11 protein-coding genes are annotated in these 13,756 nt (G+C 63.3%); all 11 read right to left on the bottom strand.

All coding sequences use genetic code 11. The features are described 5' to 3' along the window. Positions 1 to 157 precede the first annotated feature (157 nt). The 11 genes from NKH28_RS07600 to argS all read right to left on the bottom strand — a co-directional run bounded on the left by NKH28_RS07600 (position 158) and on the right by argS (position 13,754). Entirely contained in the window at positions 158 to 823 is a 666-nt protein-coding gene (locus tag NKH28_RS07600; RefSeq protein ID WP_352500868.1) for a protein-L-isoaspartate(D-aspartate) O-methyltransferase, read from the bottom strand. Next, complete coding sequence (surE, locus tag NKH28_RS07595) at positions 820 to 1,578, bottom strand: 5'/3'-nucleotidase SurE (protein WP_352815668.1); 759 nt, start codon at positions 1,576 to 1,578, stop codon at positions 820 to 822. The genes NKH28_RS07600 and surE overlap by 4 nt, the downstream gene beginning before the upstream one ends. After that, positions 1,578 to 3,089, bottom strand: a complete 1,512-nt coding sequence (gene serS / locus NKH28_RS07590; RefSeq protein ID WP_352978407.1) for a serine--tRNA ligase — start codon at positions 3,087 to 3,089, stop codon at positions 1,578 to 1,580. Before serS ends, surE begins: the two co-directional genes overlap by 1 nt. Positions 3,090 to 3,382: 293 nt before the next feature. Continuing rightward, complete coding sequence (gene tatC, locus NKH28_RS07585) at positions 3,383 to 4,246, bottom strand: twin-arginine translocase subunit TatC (protein WP_023678927.1); 864 nt, start codon at positions 4,244 to 4,246, stop codon at positions 3,383 to 3,385. Beyond that, positions 4,243 to 4,929, bottom strand: coding sequence for a Sec-independent protein translocase protein TatB (tatB, locus tag NKH28_RS07580; protein ID WP_352978405.1), 687 nt, complete (start codon positions 4,927 to 4,929; stop codon positions 4,243 to 4,245). The genes tatC and tatB overlap by 4 nt, the downstream gene beginning before the upstream one ends. A gap of 28 nt (positions 4,930 to 4,957) precedes the next feature. Next, positions 4,958 to 5,179, bottom strand: a complete 222-nt coding sequence (locus NKH28_RS07575; protein ID WP_352490594.1) for a twin-arginine translocase TatA/TatE family subunit — start codon at positions 5,177 to 5,179, stop codon at positions 4,958 to 4,960. 178 nt (positions 5,180 to 5,357) lie between these two features. Continuing rightward, entirely contained in the window at positions 5,358 to 6,137 is a 780-nt protein-coding gene (gene scpB, locus NKH28_RS07570; RefSeq protein WP_352500872.1) for an SMC-Scp complex subunit ScpB, read from the bottom strand. Continuing rightward, positions 6,134 to 6,934, bottom strand: coding sequence for a segregation and condensation protein A (locus NKH28_RS07565; RefSeq protein WP_352815827.1), 801 nt, complete (start codon positions 6,932 to 6,934; stop codon positions 6,134 to 6,136). The genes scpB and NKH28_RS07565 overlap by 4 nt, the downstream gene beginning before the upstream one ends. Positions 6,935 to 6,992: 58 nt before the next feature. Then, positions 6,993 to 8,012: a beta-N-acetylhexosaminidase gene (gene nagZ / locus NKH28_RS07560; RefSeq protein WP_352978403.1), complete on the bottom strand. Its 1,020-nt coding sequence runs from the start codon at positions 8,010 to 8,012 to the stop codon at positions 6,993 to 6,995. Between the two features lie 116 nt (positions 8,013 to 8,128). After that, complete coding sequence (locus NKH28_RS07555) at positions 8,129 to 11,893, bottom strand: SPOR domain-containing protein (protein ID WP_352978401.1); 3,765 nt, start codon at positions 11,891 to 11,893, stop codon at positions 8,129 to 8,131. A gap of 103 nt (positions 11,894 to 11,996) precedes the next feature. Continuing rightward, positions 11,997 to 13,754, bottom strand: coding sequence for an arginine--tRNA ligase (gene argS, locus NKH28_RS07550; RefSeq protein WP_352470417.1), 1,758 nt, complete (start codon positions 13,752 to 13,754; stop codon positions 11,997 to 11,999). Between the last annotated feature and the right edge of the window lie 2 nt (positions 13,755 to 13,756).

Genomic DNA, 13,756 nt, shown 5'->3' with positions numbered 1-13,756 from the left:
TCGCGTCATCCGATGCTGGCCTCCACTCCAGCCAGCATCTTGAATCACAAAACCGACTGATCCGGAATCCCCTTCGATTCCGTCAAATCAGGAACCGCTCTAGGATGACGAAACGACAGGCTTCGGCTGATCCCCAAGCGGAGCGATGTACCCGGAATCAGATCACCGCGGCGACACCGTGCAGGATCGGCTGCAGGCGCACCAGGCCGATATCCTCGCGTTCGAAGCGGCTGCCGACCTTGGTCAGCTTGGCCAGCACCTGCTCGCCTTCGTCGGGTCCGATCGGCGCGATGACGATGCCGCCGCTCGACAATTGGTCGAGGAGAAAGCGCGGCAGGCTGTCGAAGGCCGCCCAGGCTACGATGCGGTCGAACGGCGCTTCGTTGGCCAGCCCGTTGGAACCGTCCGCCTGGCGCACGATGACATTGCCGATGGCGAGCGCCTCGAGCCGCTGCCGGGCCTGTTCGGCCAGCGTCTTGTAACGGTCGATGGTGACGATCCGCGCGGCAAGCCGCGACATCACCGCCGCCGTGTAGCCGGATCCGGTGCCGATCTCGAGCACCCGGTTGCCCGGCTCGATGGCAAGTGCCGCGATCACCGCCGCCTGCAGGTCGGCGCCTTCGATGGCCTCGCCGCATTCGATCGGCAGCATACGGTCCGACCAGGCTATCGAGTGGAAATGCGGAGACAGAAAGCCGCGCCGCGGCGTCGCCTCGAAGGCGGCGATAAGCGCCTTCGGCACCGTCCCCCTGCCGCGCAGGCGAAGCAGGAAGGCAGCGAAACCTTCGCGCTCGTCGACCGTTGCAGCGTGGTTCAAGTTCATGCGAGCGCCTTGGCCAGTTGATCGCGGATTTCATGCGCGGTGAGATCGAGCTGCAGCGGCGTCACCGACACCAGCCGATTGCGCAACGCATTGAGGTCGGTGCCTTGCTTGCCCTCGACTGGCTCGCGGCCGAAGCGCAGCCAGTAGTAAGGCAGGCCGCGCCCGTCGCGCCGCTCGTCGACCCACAGGCTGTGGACCAGCTTGCCCTGCGAAGTGACTACAGTTCCGGCGATTTCTTCCGGCGCACAGTTCGGAAAATTGATGTTGAGCAGCACGTCGTCCGGCAACGGCACGGCGACGAGCTTTTCGAGCAGGGCAGGCGCCAGCGCTTCGGTGGTCTCGTAGGGAACGACGCGGTCCTCGCCGACATAGGAATAGGCCTGGCTGATGGCGATCGATCGCACGCCGAGCAGCGCGCCTTCCATGGCGCCGGCGACCGTGCCCGAATAGGTGACGTCGTCGGCGATGTTGGCGCCGGAATTGACGCCGGACAGGATCAGGTCAGGCGCTGCGGGCAGGATCTTCTTCACGCCCATGATGACACAGTCGGTCGGCGTTCCGCGCACCGCAAAGTGCTTTTCGCCGATTTTCCTGAGCCGCAGCGGCTCCGAGATCGACAGCGAATGCGCATAGCCGGACTGATCCTGTTCCGGTGCCACCACCCAGACGTCGTCCGACAGCGTGCGCGCGATGCGTTCGAGTGATGCAAGGCCTTCGGCATGGATGCCGTCGTCGTTGGTCAGAAGGATGCGCATTATTTCGATTCGATCTTTTCCAGACCGCCCATGTAAGGCCGAAGCGCTTCAGGAATGGTTACGCTGCCGTCCTCGTTCTGATAATTTTCGATGACGGCAATGAGCGCGCGGCCGACGGCGGTGCCCGAACCGTTCAGCGTGTGGACGAAGCGGTTGCCCTTGCCGTCCTTGTCCTTGTAGCGGGCGTCCATGCGCCGCGCCTGGAAATCGCCGCATACCGAGCACGAAGAAATCTCGCGATACGCGTTCTGGCCGGGCAGCCAGACCTCGATGTCGTATGTCTTGCGCGCGCCAAAGCCCATGTCGCCGGTGCACAGCGTCATGGTGCGGAACGGCAGGCCGAGCCGCTTCAGCACCTCCTCGGCGCATTCGGTCATGCGCTCATGCTCGGCAACCGAAGTCTCCTGGTCGGTGATCGACACCAGCTCGACCTTGTAGAACTGGTGCTGGCGCAGCATGCCGCGCGTGTCGCGCCCGGCCGAGCCCGCCTCGGAGCGGAAGCACGGCGTCAGCGCCGTATAGCGCAGCGGCAGTTGTTCGTGCGGCATGATCTCGTCGCGAACGAGATTGGTGAGCGGCACTTCGGCGGTTGGGATGAGGTAGAAGGGAACAGGAACGTCAATTGGTTCATGAGGGTCGCGCTCGTGCAATCGGAGTTCTGTCCCGAGGAACGCCTCTATCGCTTTACCTACGTATTGAATTTGTTCCTCTCTCATTTGCTCAATTGGTGGAAAATTTCCGTGCGGATATTTCCGTCGGTAGGCCGATAAAAATTCCTCAGTAGCTCGAGCCATTGTGGGGCGCAAATCTTCGATAGATGCGGACTTTTCAGTTTTGAAAAGATCGCCTTCGAACTTTGGAAGTTGGCCCGTGCCAAACATTGTCTCAGCATTCACCATCAACGGCGGCTGGATCTCTACATAGCCGTGCTCGGTGGTGTGCAGATCCAGCATGAACTGGCCGAGCGCGCGTTCCATCCGCGCCAGGCCGCTTTTGAGCACGGTGAAGCGCGAGCCGGAAAGCCGTGCTGCCCGCGCGAAATCCATCATGCCGAGCGCTTCGCCGATCTCGAAATGCTCCTTCACCCAGTTCGGCCGCGTCGGCACCTTGCCGACGACGCGTTTGACGACGTTGTCGTGCTCGTCCTTGCCGACCGGCACGTCGTCGAACGGCACGTTTGGCAGCACTGCCAACGCATCGTTCAGCGCCTTGTCGAGCTCGCGCTCGCGCGCCTCGCCATTCTGGATGAAGGCCTTGATCTCGCCGACCTCGGCCTTCAGCCTTTCGGCAAGAGCTGCATCGCCCGAGCGCATGGCATTGCCGATCTCCTTCGATGCGGCGTTGCGGCGTTCCTGCCTGGTCTGCAGCTCGGTCAGATGCTCGCGCCGCGCCTCATCCGCGGCGATAATGTCGTCGACCGTGGACTGCGCATCCCCGGCCGACCACGAGCGCTTCTGGAGCGCTTCGACAAGGGCCCTCGGGTTGTCGCGAATCCATTTGATGTCAAGCATGGTCTGTTCGTCCTCGGCACGGCGGTTTCGGGGCAAGGAAATGCCCAAAACAAAGACCAGAGGGCGTAAACCGCATCGATACAAGACGTCAAGGCAGAGTTCCTTCGCGCCGACCTCAGGTAGGCAGCACGCGCAACGTTCGATCGAAAGAACCCTGGAAACAAAAACCCGCCTCGAGAGGCGGGTTTTTGGAGCCAATTGGCACCATACTTAAATTAGTAGCATAGCTGCCGGCACAAAGCAAGAACAAAGTTGCTGCGGCCGGCAAAAAGATGCCAGCCGGTCAACCCCACCTACGTCGAAGACGCGTCCGCCGGCTTTTCGGCCACCTCTTCGGTGGCGTCCTGCTTTTCGCGGGCCACACGGTCGCGCTCCTTGCTGCGTTCGATCAGCCGGGCCGACCAGATCGAGACCTCGTAGAGCAGGATCGTCGGAATGGCGAGGCCGATCTGGCTCATCGGGTCGGGCGGCGTCAGCACCGCCGCCACCACAAAGGCGATGACGATCGCCCATTTGCGCTTCTCGGCCAGGGCCGTTGACGACAGCATGCCGACCCGCGTCATCAGGCTTGTCACCACCGGCAGCTGGAACACCAGGCCGAAGGAGAAGATCAGCGTCATGATCAGGCTGAGATATTCGGACACTTTCGGCAGCAGCGAAATCTGCACCTGGTCGTTGGTGCCGGTCTGCTGCATGGCGAGGAAGAACCACATCACCATCGGCGTGAAGAAGAAATAGACCAGCGACGCGCCCATCAGGAACAGGATCGGCGAGGCGATCAGGAACGGCAGGAAGGCGTTGCGCTCGTTTTTGTAGAGGCCGGGCGCGATGAATTTGTAGATCTGCGTGGCGATCAGCGGAAAGGCGATGACCATGCCGCCGAACATGGCGAGCTTGACCTGGGTAAAGAAGAACTCCTGTGGCGCCGTATAGATCAGCTCGACCTTGTGCGGGTCGAGCCCGGCCCATTGGGTCGCCCATCTGAACGGAATGACCAGAAGGTTGAACAGCCGCTTGGCGAAAAAGAAGCAGACCAGGAAGGCAACAAAAAAACCGCCGATCGACCAGATCAGCCGCCGGCGCAACTCGATCAGGTGCTCCATCAGCGGAGCCGACGATTTTTCTATCTCGTCCTTTTCCTTGTCCGAAACACTCACTTGGCGGCTCCCGCCGTTTTCCTGGCGGCCGGCTTCTTCGTTGCTGACGCCGGCTTCTTCGCTGCTGACGACTGCGCTTTTTGCTCAGCTTTTGCGGCAGCCTTTGGCGCAGCAGTCTTTGCCGGCTTGGCCGGCGCGGCGGCCGCGGCTTTTGCGGGCGCTGGCTTCTTCTTTGCCGCAGGTGCTTTTTTCGGCACGGCCGCTGCAGCCGTTTGCGCCTGCACTGCCGGCGCTACGACGGACTCGTCCGTCATCGCCGGAAAGATCGGCGTGGCCGGCGTCGGCTCCGGCGGGCTGACGCCGGGCATCGTCGTTGCGCCGTTCTTAAGCGGCTCGGCTGCCTGCTCCGTCGAAGCGGCGGCATCGACGGCCGGCTTGGGTTTCATCACTGCGTCGACGCCGGAACGGACGTCGGCGGCGGCCTGCTCGAATGGATTGAGCTGCTTCCTGATCTCGGCTGCCGGATTGAGGCTTCTCAGCGAATCGACCGACTTCTTGACGTCGTCGAGCTCGGCTTCCTTCAACGCGTCGTTGAACTGCCGCTGGAAATCGGACGCCATGGCGCGCAGCTTCGCCGTCGTGCGGCCGAAGGTGCGCAGCATGTTGGGCAAATCCTTGGGCCCGACGACCACGATCATGACGATCGCGATCACCAGCATCTCGGTCCAGCCGACTTCGAACATGGCTATACGTTCCGACTAAAGTTTGGGCTCAGCTTTTGCTGGCCTTTTCCTTCGGTACCGAAACGGTTTCGTCGGCACGGTGTTCAACGGTACGCTTGTCCTCGGCAGTCTCGTCGTCCGCCATGCCCTTCTTGAAGCTCTTGATGCCCTTGGCCATGTCGCCCATCAACTCGGGGATCTTGCCGCGGCCGAACACCAGCAGCACGATCACCAGAACGATCATCCAGTGCCAAATCGAAAATGAACCCATAGCAAATCTCTCTCGAACGGTTTCCCAGACGCTGATCTATGCGCTTTCGGGTTCGGATTCAAACAGAACTGCGACAGAGTTCATGAATGAGTCGCCGAAGTCACGCACTTTCGGCACGGCGGCCCGCTACCAATCGGCGCAGTTCCATCCTGCCTGTGGCTTTAAGATGGCGCTCGGCTCAATCTTCCGTGACGCGCGGCGTCAAAAGGCCGAGTTCTTCGAGGTCGATGTCGGTCAGCGGATCCTCGTCGTCGGTGAGCGCATCGGCGTCGGCCGGCGGCAGCGGCACCGAGAAATTCGACGGCATGCGGCCGGACAGCAGCCCGGCACCCTTCAATTCCTCCATGCCGGGGAGATCGCGTATCTCCTCCAGTGCGAAATGGTCGAGGAAAATGTCGGTGGTGCCATAAGTGACGGGACGGCCGGGCGTGCGACGCCGGCCGCGCATCCTCACCCATTCGGTCTCCATCAGCGTGTCGAGCGTCCCCTTTGACGTCTCGACGCCGCGGATGTCCTCGATCTCGGCGCGCGTTACCGGCTGGTGGTAGGCGATGATCGCCAGCACTTCGAGGGCGGCGCGGGACAGCTTGCGCTGCTGCACCGTGTCACGGCTCATCAGGAAGGCGAGGTCGCCGGCGGTGCGAAACGCCCAGGCATCGCCGACGCGCACCAGATTGACGCCGCGCCGCGCATAGATCTGCTGCAGTTCGGCCATTGCCGCGGCAATGTTGATGCCGTCGGGCAGTCGCGAAGTGAGCTGTTTTTCGCTGACCGGCTCGGCGCTGGCGAATACGATCGCCTCGGCCATCCTTACGGCCTCCGCCATATGCAGCCGCTCGCCAGGATTCCGCGACAAATTCTGCCCCTGATTTTGTGCCGGGTTTTCGGCGACCGCGCCTTGCTCGGCGTCGTCGTCGACCTTGAACGGAATGACCGAAGCGTTGGCGCGTTCGTTCATGGTGTTACCTCGACTATCTTGATGGCCTGGGCGCGGTCGCGCAGATAAAGCGGCGCGAATACCTGGTCCTGCCGCATTTCCATCTTGCCTTCGCGCACCAGTTCCAGCGTCGCCGCAAACGAGCTGGCAACCGCGGTGCGCCGCTCTTCCGGGGCGGCCAGATATTCGACCAGGAAACTGTCGAGCGCCGTCCAGTCGCGTAGCGACCCGATCAGCCTGGTCAGCACGTCGCGCGCATCCTTGAGCGACCACACGCCGCGCCTGGCGATCGTCACATTGGTTATTGCCTGCTTCTGGCGCTGCTGGGCATAGGCGGTCAACAGGTCGTAGAGCGAGGCCGAATAGGCATTGCGCTTCTCGACGATGACCATTTCCGGCATGCCGCGTGCAAACACGTCGCGTCCGAGCCGGTTACGGTTGACCAGCCGTGCCGCCGCGTCGCGCATCGCCTCCAGCCGCTTCAGCCGGAACTGCAGCACCGCCGCCAGTTCCTCGCCGCTTTCGCCATCGTCGCCGGGCTGCTTGGGGATCAGGAGCTTCGACTTGAGAAACGCCAGCCACGCCGCCATCACCAGATAGTCAGCGGCAAGCTCCAGTCTCAGCGCCCTCACCTTCTCGACGAAGGCCAGATACTGTTCGGCCAGCGCCAGGATCGAGATGCGCGACAGGTCGACCTTCTGATTGCGGGCAAGATGCAGCAGAAGATCGAGCGGACCTTCGAAACCGGCCACATCGACGACCAACGCCGGATCGCCGGTCAGCCGGGAATCGTCGTTCTCGGCCCACAAGCGGTCCATCGGTGCGGCCTTGCCGGCCTTCAGGTCCAATGTTTCCGCCACTTCGCTTCCTTTGATGCTAGGCCACCGCGTCGAAATAACTGGCAAATTCGGCCCGAATCTCGGTCTCGTCCGCCACGTCGCGGTTCCTGATATAGGTCAGCGCCCGCTCCGCGCGCTCAAACGACTTGCCTTCCAGCCCGGTCGTGCGCGATGCAATGCCGGCCATCTCCTCGAACACGCCGTTGCAGTGAAGGACCAGATCGCAGCCCGCCGCAAGGATCGCGGCCGCCTTTGACGGGAAATCCCCAGAAAGTGCCTTCATCGAGGTGTCGTCGCTCATCAACAGGCCGTCGAAGCCGATTTCGTCGCGGATGATCTCTTCGATGACCTTGCCGGATGTGGTGGCCGGGTTCTTCGGGTCGATCGCGCTATAGACGACATGCGCCGTCATCGCCATCGGCAAATGCTTGAGCTCCCTGAACGGGGCAAAATCATGCCGCTGCAAGTCGCCGATCGAGGCGTCGACGGTCGGCAGTTCGAAATGCGTATCGGCGAAGGCCCGTCCATGACCGGGAATATGCTTCATCACCGGCAGCACGCCGCCCGCCATCAGGCCTTCCGCCGCGGCGCGACCCAATTCGATGACGGGGCGCGGCTCCTTGCCATAGGCGCGCGCGCCGATGACGTCGCTGGCGCCCTCGATCGGCACATCGAGCACCGGCAGGCAATCCGCCGTGATGCCGTAGCGCAGCAGGTCGAAGGCATGCAGCCGCGCCATCAGCCAGGCGGCACGGGTGCCGGCGTCATGGTCGTCGCGCCACAAGGCGCCGAGTGCGCCGGCAGCCGGATAGTTCGGCGCCAGCGGCGGCCGCAGGCGCTGCACCCGGCCGCCCTCCTGGTCGATGAATACCGGCGCGTCCGCACGCTCGACGCAGTCGCGCATGGCGGCGACCAGATCGCGGATCTGCTCGGTCTCGCCGATATTGCGCGCAAACAGGATGAAGCCCCACGGGCATTCGTTGCGATAGAAACGGATCTCGTCGCGGGTCAGTGATTTCCCGGCGCAGCCGAGGATCATGGATTTTGATTCGGTCATGCGGAACAGTTTAGAGCTTCGCGCCGACAAAGGGAATCGCCCCCAATTGCCTTCAGAGGTTTCCGTTGACGCAAAAAAGCCGGCGCGGACGCCGGCTTTTCGAGGGGTTTTGGTGGCTAGTGGGACACGAAGCAATTGCCGCCGGCAGCCTTGTAGCTGGTGCACAGTTTGATCGCCTCGTTGCGAGACTGCGCCGGAACGCGGACGCGGTAGAAGGTGCCCTTGCCGGCAATCTCGGCCTTGACGATGTTGGCGGTGCGGCCGGAAAGCACGCTGCCGTAGCGGCGCTGCAGATCCTGGTAAGTCGCCTGGGCGCTTTCGACTGTCGGCTGCGAAGCGATCTGTATCGACCACGAACCAGCCCCGGCCGCGGCCGGATCGATGGAAGCGACCTGATCGGGCTTGACCTCGCCGACCACGTCGACCGGCTGGTCGGACGGACGCTGCGGCGCCACCGGAACCGTGGCCGGGGTGCTGGCGGACTGCTTGCTGGCTGACGGCTTGGCTTCAGCCTTTGTGTCGGGCTTGGGCGCCGGCTGCAGCTTGGAGGTTTCGGCCTGATCGCCGCTCGCCTGATCGCCACTCGGCTGGTCGCCAATCTTCGGATCACTTGTGATTTGGTCGATCAGGGGCACGGTGCCGGTCGGCGCGGCGGCGTCGGCCTGGGCCGACGGAGCGACGTGCTGCGGCGCCGGATCGGCCGGCTCGGCAGCAGCCATCTGCGGGGCGGCAGGCGCCGGATCCTCGCGCGCCACCAGCGAACCGTCAGGTTTCACGACCATGGTCCGTACCTTGCGCGGCGCAACGGCGACGATCTCGGGGGTTGCACCCTTCTCGGCCTCCTGCAGAACCTGCGCGATGCGATCCTCGGACTTGGGCGCCGGTGCGGCGGCGGTTTCGGCAGCGCCAGCCACACTGGCGCCAAGCGTGCTGGAGTCAGACGCGCTGGTGCCGGGCGCATTGGTGCCAGCCCCGTCGGTGTCGGACGCCGCGGTGCCGGGCGCGTCGATATCGTCCGCGGCATCGGGGTCATTGGGCGAAAGATCGACGACGCGGCTCTCCGGTTCGTTGGCCTTCAGGTCCACAGGCTCTTCGGTGTTGGTGACCAGCTTCTGCTGAACCGGCTCGGCGGGCTTGGTGCCCTTGACCACAGCGTCATAAACCTTGTTGTCCTGGTTCGGCACGACGGTGCCGCCTGGATTTTCCGGCTTGATCTTGATCGGCCTGTTGTCGGCCTTGACGATAACCGGCGCATCGCCGCCGCTCTTGCCGCCGAGGGTCAACGCAAAGGCGCCAAGGCCTCCGGCGATCGCCACGGCGCCGACCACCGCACCTATCAGCAGCCCGCGCCTGCGCGGCTGCCTTTCGGCCCCGCGTTCGGCAAGGCCGGGAACCGACATCTCCTCGTCCAGTTCGGGATCGTAGTCGAGCTCATCGAAGGTGAAATCGTCTGCCTGCGAAACAGGCTGGCCGCCGGGCAATGGGCCCAGATCGAAACCGTCCGCTGCATCGGCATAGGAAGCGGCCGTCGCGCTGACGGGGGCTTCCGCAGGCTTGGCGCCATAGGCGCGCGTCTCGCTACGATCTTGCTTGTAGCCAGACGCGAAGCCGGCATCGTATTCATCGTCATAGCCAGCACTGCGCACCGGGGCAGGCGCTATATCCGTTGCATTCATTTCGGTGAGAAGGCTGGCAAAATCGGCATCGAGATCGTCGTAGGCGGGCGCCACCGGCTCGTCATCGTCGAAGTTGAGCTCCGGAATGTCGAGATCGTCCGCCAGCGCCACGACGCGCTCGGGCACGTCGACCGTCTCGACATCGGGCATCTCGTCATAGGCGGAAGGCTGTTGACGCGAAGTTGGTGCAGCTTCCGTGTAGGCGGGCCGATCTTCATAGGACGGCCTCTCTTCACGGGATGCCTGGCTTTCATAGGACGGCCTCTCTTCGACCGGTGCGGCCCGATAGGACGGCGTTGCAGCCGGCTGCGGCGGTGGTGCCGAACGCGCCGAAGCCATCGGCTGGCTTGCAAAAGCGGGCTGAGGCTGTGCGACCGGCGTCACGCGGCTCCACGAGCGGGCCGGCTCGGGCGGTGCGGCGCGTGTCGTCAGCCAGTTCAGCGCATCGAGCGGGTCTTCTTCGGCAGCAGCTGCCGCACTCTTGTCGGCGGAGTCATGATCCAGGCCGATATTCCTGGCGAAGTCGGCATCGAGCGCATCGCTGTCGAGATCATCCGCGGGTCCGGCAGCGGCTTCAACACCGAAATCCTCGCCTTCAAGCTCATCGAGGAGGACACTGCCAAGATCGGCGTCATCGGCGGCACTGGACTGCTGCGGCTCAGCGGGCTCGTGCTCGTCGAGTTCCCAATCCAGCTCGTCGACAACATGCACCGGTTCGTTGGCGACGTCTTTGACCGTCGCCATTGGCTGTTCAGCGGCCACTGCTGGCTTCTGAATTACCGGCGCGATAGTCTGCTGAACAGCCATCACGGGCTTCTGGGCAGTCTGCGGGCTTGTCTGAGGTTCGTTGACCGCTTGTGCCGGCCGTGTGCTCATCGCACCGAGCAGCGCGTTCAGTTCGTCCTCCAGGCTGCGTTCCTCGGCCACTGGGGCCGTCGGGACGACAGCGGCCGGCGCCGCTGGTTCGGCCGCAACCTGCGCCACGGGCTCTTCGGCTTCCTCGGCAGGCGCATCGTCGAAGCTCAGATCGAAATCGTCGTCGAACGCCGCTTCAGCGGCCGTGCCGGAAAGCCGGGCGGCCTCTGGCTCTTCGATCGACTGCTCTTCGATAAACTCTGGTTCTTCGATTTCGGCAGGCCCGTTCGAGCGAACGTCGAAGTCCATGTCGACATCGGCCATGGCATCATCGAAATGGCCGGCAAGATCCTCATCGGCCGAAACCGCCTCAACCGGCGATGCCGGGGCGGCGACGTTTTCCGCCGGCTCATGCTCGTCGAACATCAGCTCGTCTTCGAGCGAGCTTGCAACGGCATCGTCGAACTCGTCATCGAACGCAGGCGCGGCCGCTTGCGCGGCGGTTTCAACGGCGACGGTCTGCTCCATCGGCTCATGCTTGTCGAACATCAGCTCGTCTTCGAGCGAGCTTGCAACGGCATCGTCGAACTCGTTGTCGAACGCAGGCGCGGCCGCTTGCGCGGCGGTTTCAACGGCGACGGTCTGCTCCATCGGCTCATGCTCTTCGAGCATCATCTCGTCTTCGAGCGAACTTGCCACGGCATTGTCGAACTCATCGTCGAAGGCGGGCTCGTCGACCGGTTCGATCGCCTCGGCTGCGGCCTTGGGTTCATCCTCGCCGGTCACCGCGATCTTGGCCGTCACATCGTCGTCGTGCCGAAAATCCTGGTCGAGCGAGGCGGCAAGTTCGTCGTCACTCGAAAGGTCGTCCTCGAACGGCGACACGTCTTCGAGCGAGCCGGCGACGGCGTTATCGAACTCGTCGTCGAGCTCCGGCTCGACGGCGGGAGCGAACGCCCTTTCGTCGGCGGCAACAGGAGCGGCCGCAACAGGAGCAGCATCGTCCGCCGCATTGTCGTCGAACGCGAAATCCTGTTCGAACGAGGCAGCAAGCGCGTCCTCCATTTCGTCGGCGGCGGCCGGTTCGGGTGTCGACTCGCGAAGCTTGGCAGGGGAAGCATTGTCATTGGCGTCGGCGCCGAATTCGCCCATCAACTCCTTCTCGAGATCGATCTCGAAATCGCCCTCGTCCAGCGACGGTTCGGCGGCAGCGGTTTTCGGCTGTGCCGGCGTTTGCGGTTTGACCGGCTGGCGCGGGTCGAACCCCATGATCCTGGTCAGTTCCGCGAACGGATCATCGTTGGCGATGTCGTTGTGGTCGGCTGCTCTCAGCTGGGTTCTGTCTGCCATTATTGTTCCCGAACTCGCACTCATTCGGACGCCATGGACGTCGCGTAGGGTTGGCCCTTACCAGCGCAATGTGGGCAAAAGGTGACAGGTTTTTTACTCAAACCTAACGCATTTCGGTGGGCGCATTGGCTCCGATCAGCGTCAGGCCGGACGTCAAAACGTCCGAAACAGCCTGCACCAGCCCTAGTCTGGCATGCGTCAATTGTCGGTCGTTAACCTTAACAAAACGTAAGTCGGGATTATCGGTGCCCCGGTTCCAGTGTCCGTGGAAGCTGGAAGCGAGTTCGTAAAGGTAAAATGCCAGCCGGTGGGGCTCGAGCGCGAGCGCCGCGGCTTCGATCAGCCGAGGATATTCGGCGAGCTTCCTGATCAGGCCGATCTCGCCCTCGTCGGTCAGCAAAGCCACTTCGGCGGCCAGCTGGTTGCGGTCGAACATGGCCTCGCCCAATTGCTCGCTCGCCTGCCGGAACACCGAATGGCAGCGCGCCGAGGCGTACTGCACGTAGAACACCGGATTGTCCTTCGACTGCTCGGTCACCTTGGCGAAATCGAAGTCGAGCGGCGCGTCGTTCTTGCGGTAGAGCATCATGAAGCGGATCGGGTCGCGGCCAACCTCCTCGACCACTTCGCGCAAGGTCACGAACTCGCCGGACCGCTTCGACATGCGCACCGGCTCGCCGGCGCGAAACAGCCTGACCAGCTGGCAAAGCAGCACGGTAAGCTTGACCTCGTCGCCGGCAATCGCCCGGGCAAGCGCTTCCAGCCGTTTTACATAGCCGCCATGATCGGCACCAAGCACATAGATCAGATCGACGAAGCCGCGATCGACCTTGTCCTTGAGGTAGGCGACATCGGCGGCGAAATAGGTGAAGGTGCCGTCCGACTTGACCAGCGCCCGGTCCATGTCGTCGCCGACCGCGGTCGAGCGGAACAGCGTCTGCTCGCGGTCCTCCCAGTCGTCCGGCTTCTCGCCCTTGGGCGGCGGCAGCTTGCCCTTGTAGATGTGGCCCTTCAGCGTCAGGTCGCTGATCGCCGAGCGGATCTTCTTCGCATTGTTGGCATGCAGCGTCCGCTCGGAGAAGAAGACGTCGTGATGCACGTTGAGCAGCGCCAGATCCTCGCGGATCATCGCCATCATCGCATCGATCGTCCTGTCCTTGACGATGGCAAGCGCCTCTTCGTCCGGCATCTGCAGCAGGGAGCGGCCGAATTCGCTGGCCAGCGCCTGACCAACGGGGATCAGATAGTCGCCTGGATAAAGCCCGGCCGGAATGTCGCCGATCTCATCGCCGAGCGCTTCGCGGTAGCGCAGCATGACTGAGCGTCCGAGCACGTCGATCTGCGAACCGGCATCGTTGATGACGTATTCCTTGGTCACGTCGTAACCGGCGAACGCCATCAGATTGGCCAGCGCGTCGCCGACCACAGCACCCCGGCAATGGCCGACATGCATCGGGCCGGTCGGGTTGGCCGAGACATATTCGACATTGGTTTTCTTGCCGCCGCCGATAGTCGAGCGGCCGTAGTTGCGGCCTTCGCCGAGCAGCGCCGTCAGATGCGCCTGCCAGAAACCGTCCTTGAGCCTGAGATTGACGAAGCCCGGGCCGGCGATCTCGGCGGCCGCGATATCCTCGTCGGCGCGCAGCGCCTCGGCCAGCCTTTCGGCCAGCGCACGCGGGCTCTGGCCGGTCGGCTTGGCCAACACCATGGCAGCGTTGGTCGCGAGGTCGCCATGGCTGGCATCGCGCGGCGGCTCGACGGCGATGCGCGACAGGTCCGGCGACGCGCCATCCTTGTCTTTCAAATCAAGCGCTTCGACGGCCTTTATGATTCGCGCGTTGAAATCGGCGAAGATGTTCATTG

The organism is Mesorhizobium sp. M1227 (assembly GCF_040318315.1).
GTDB lineage: Bacteria > Pseudomonadota > Alphaproteobacteria > Rhizobiales > Rhizobiaceae > Mesorhizobium.
This window is presented reverse-complemented; position numbering and strand designations above follow the sequence as displayed.

Excerpts from the sequence above, each read along its gene's own strand:
- NKH28_RS07555 (WP_352978401.1), bottom strand. The coding sequence starts at position 11,893 with ATGGCAGACAGAACCCAGCTGAGAGCAGCCGACCACAACGACATCGCC.
- NKH28_RS07565 (WP_352815827.1), bottom strand. The coding sequence starts at position 6,934 with ATGGACCGCTTGTGGGCCGAGAACGACGATTCCCGGCTGACCGGCGAT.
- scpB (WP_352500872.1), bottom strand. The coding sequence starts at position 6,137 with ATGAACGAACGCGCCAACGCTTCGGTCATTCCGTTCAAGGTCGACGAC.
- serS (WP_352978407.1), bottom strand. The coding sequence starts at position 3,089 with ATGCTTGACATCAAATGGATTCGCGACAACCCGAGGGCCCTTGTCGAA.
- NKH28_RS07600 (WP_352500868.1), bottom strand. The coding sequence starts at position 823 with ATGAACTTGAACCACGCTGCAACGGTCGACGAGCGCGAAGGTTTCGCT.
- NKH28_RS07575 (WP_352490594.1), bottom strand. The coding sequence starts at position 5,179 with ATGGGTTCATTTTCGATTTGGCACTGGATGATCGTTCTGGTGATCGTG.
- tatB (WP_352978405.1), bottom strand. The coding sequence starts at position 4,929 with ATGTTCGAAGTCGGCTGGACCGAGATGCTGGTGATCGCGATCGTCATG.
- surE (WP_352815668.1), bottom strand. The coding sequence starts at position 1,578 with ATGCGCATCCTTCTGACCAACGACGACGGCATCCATGCCGAAGGCCTT.
- argS (WP_352470417.1), bottom strand. The coding sequence starts at position 13,754 with ATGAACATCTTCGCCGATTTCAACGCGCGAATCATAAAGGCCGTCGAA.
- nagZ (WP_352978403.1), bottom strand. The coding sequence starts at position 8,012 with ATGACCGAATCAAAATCCATGATCCTCGGCTGCGCCGGGAAATCACTG.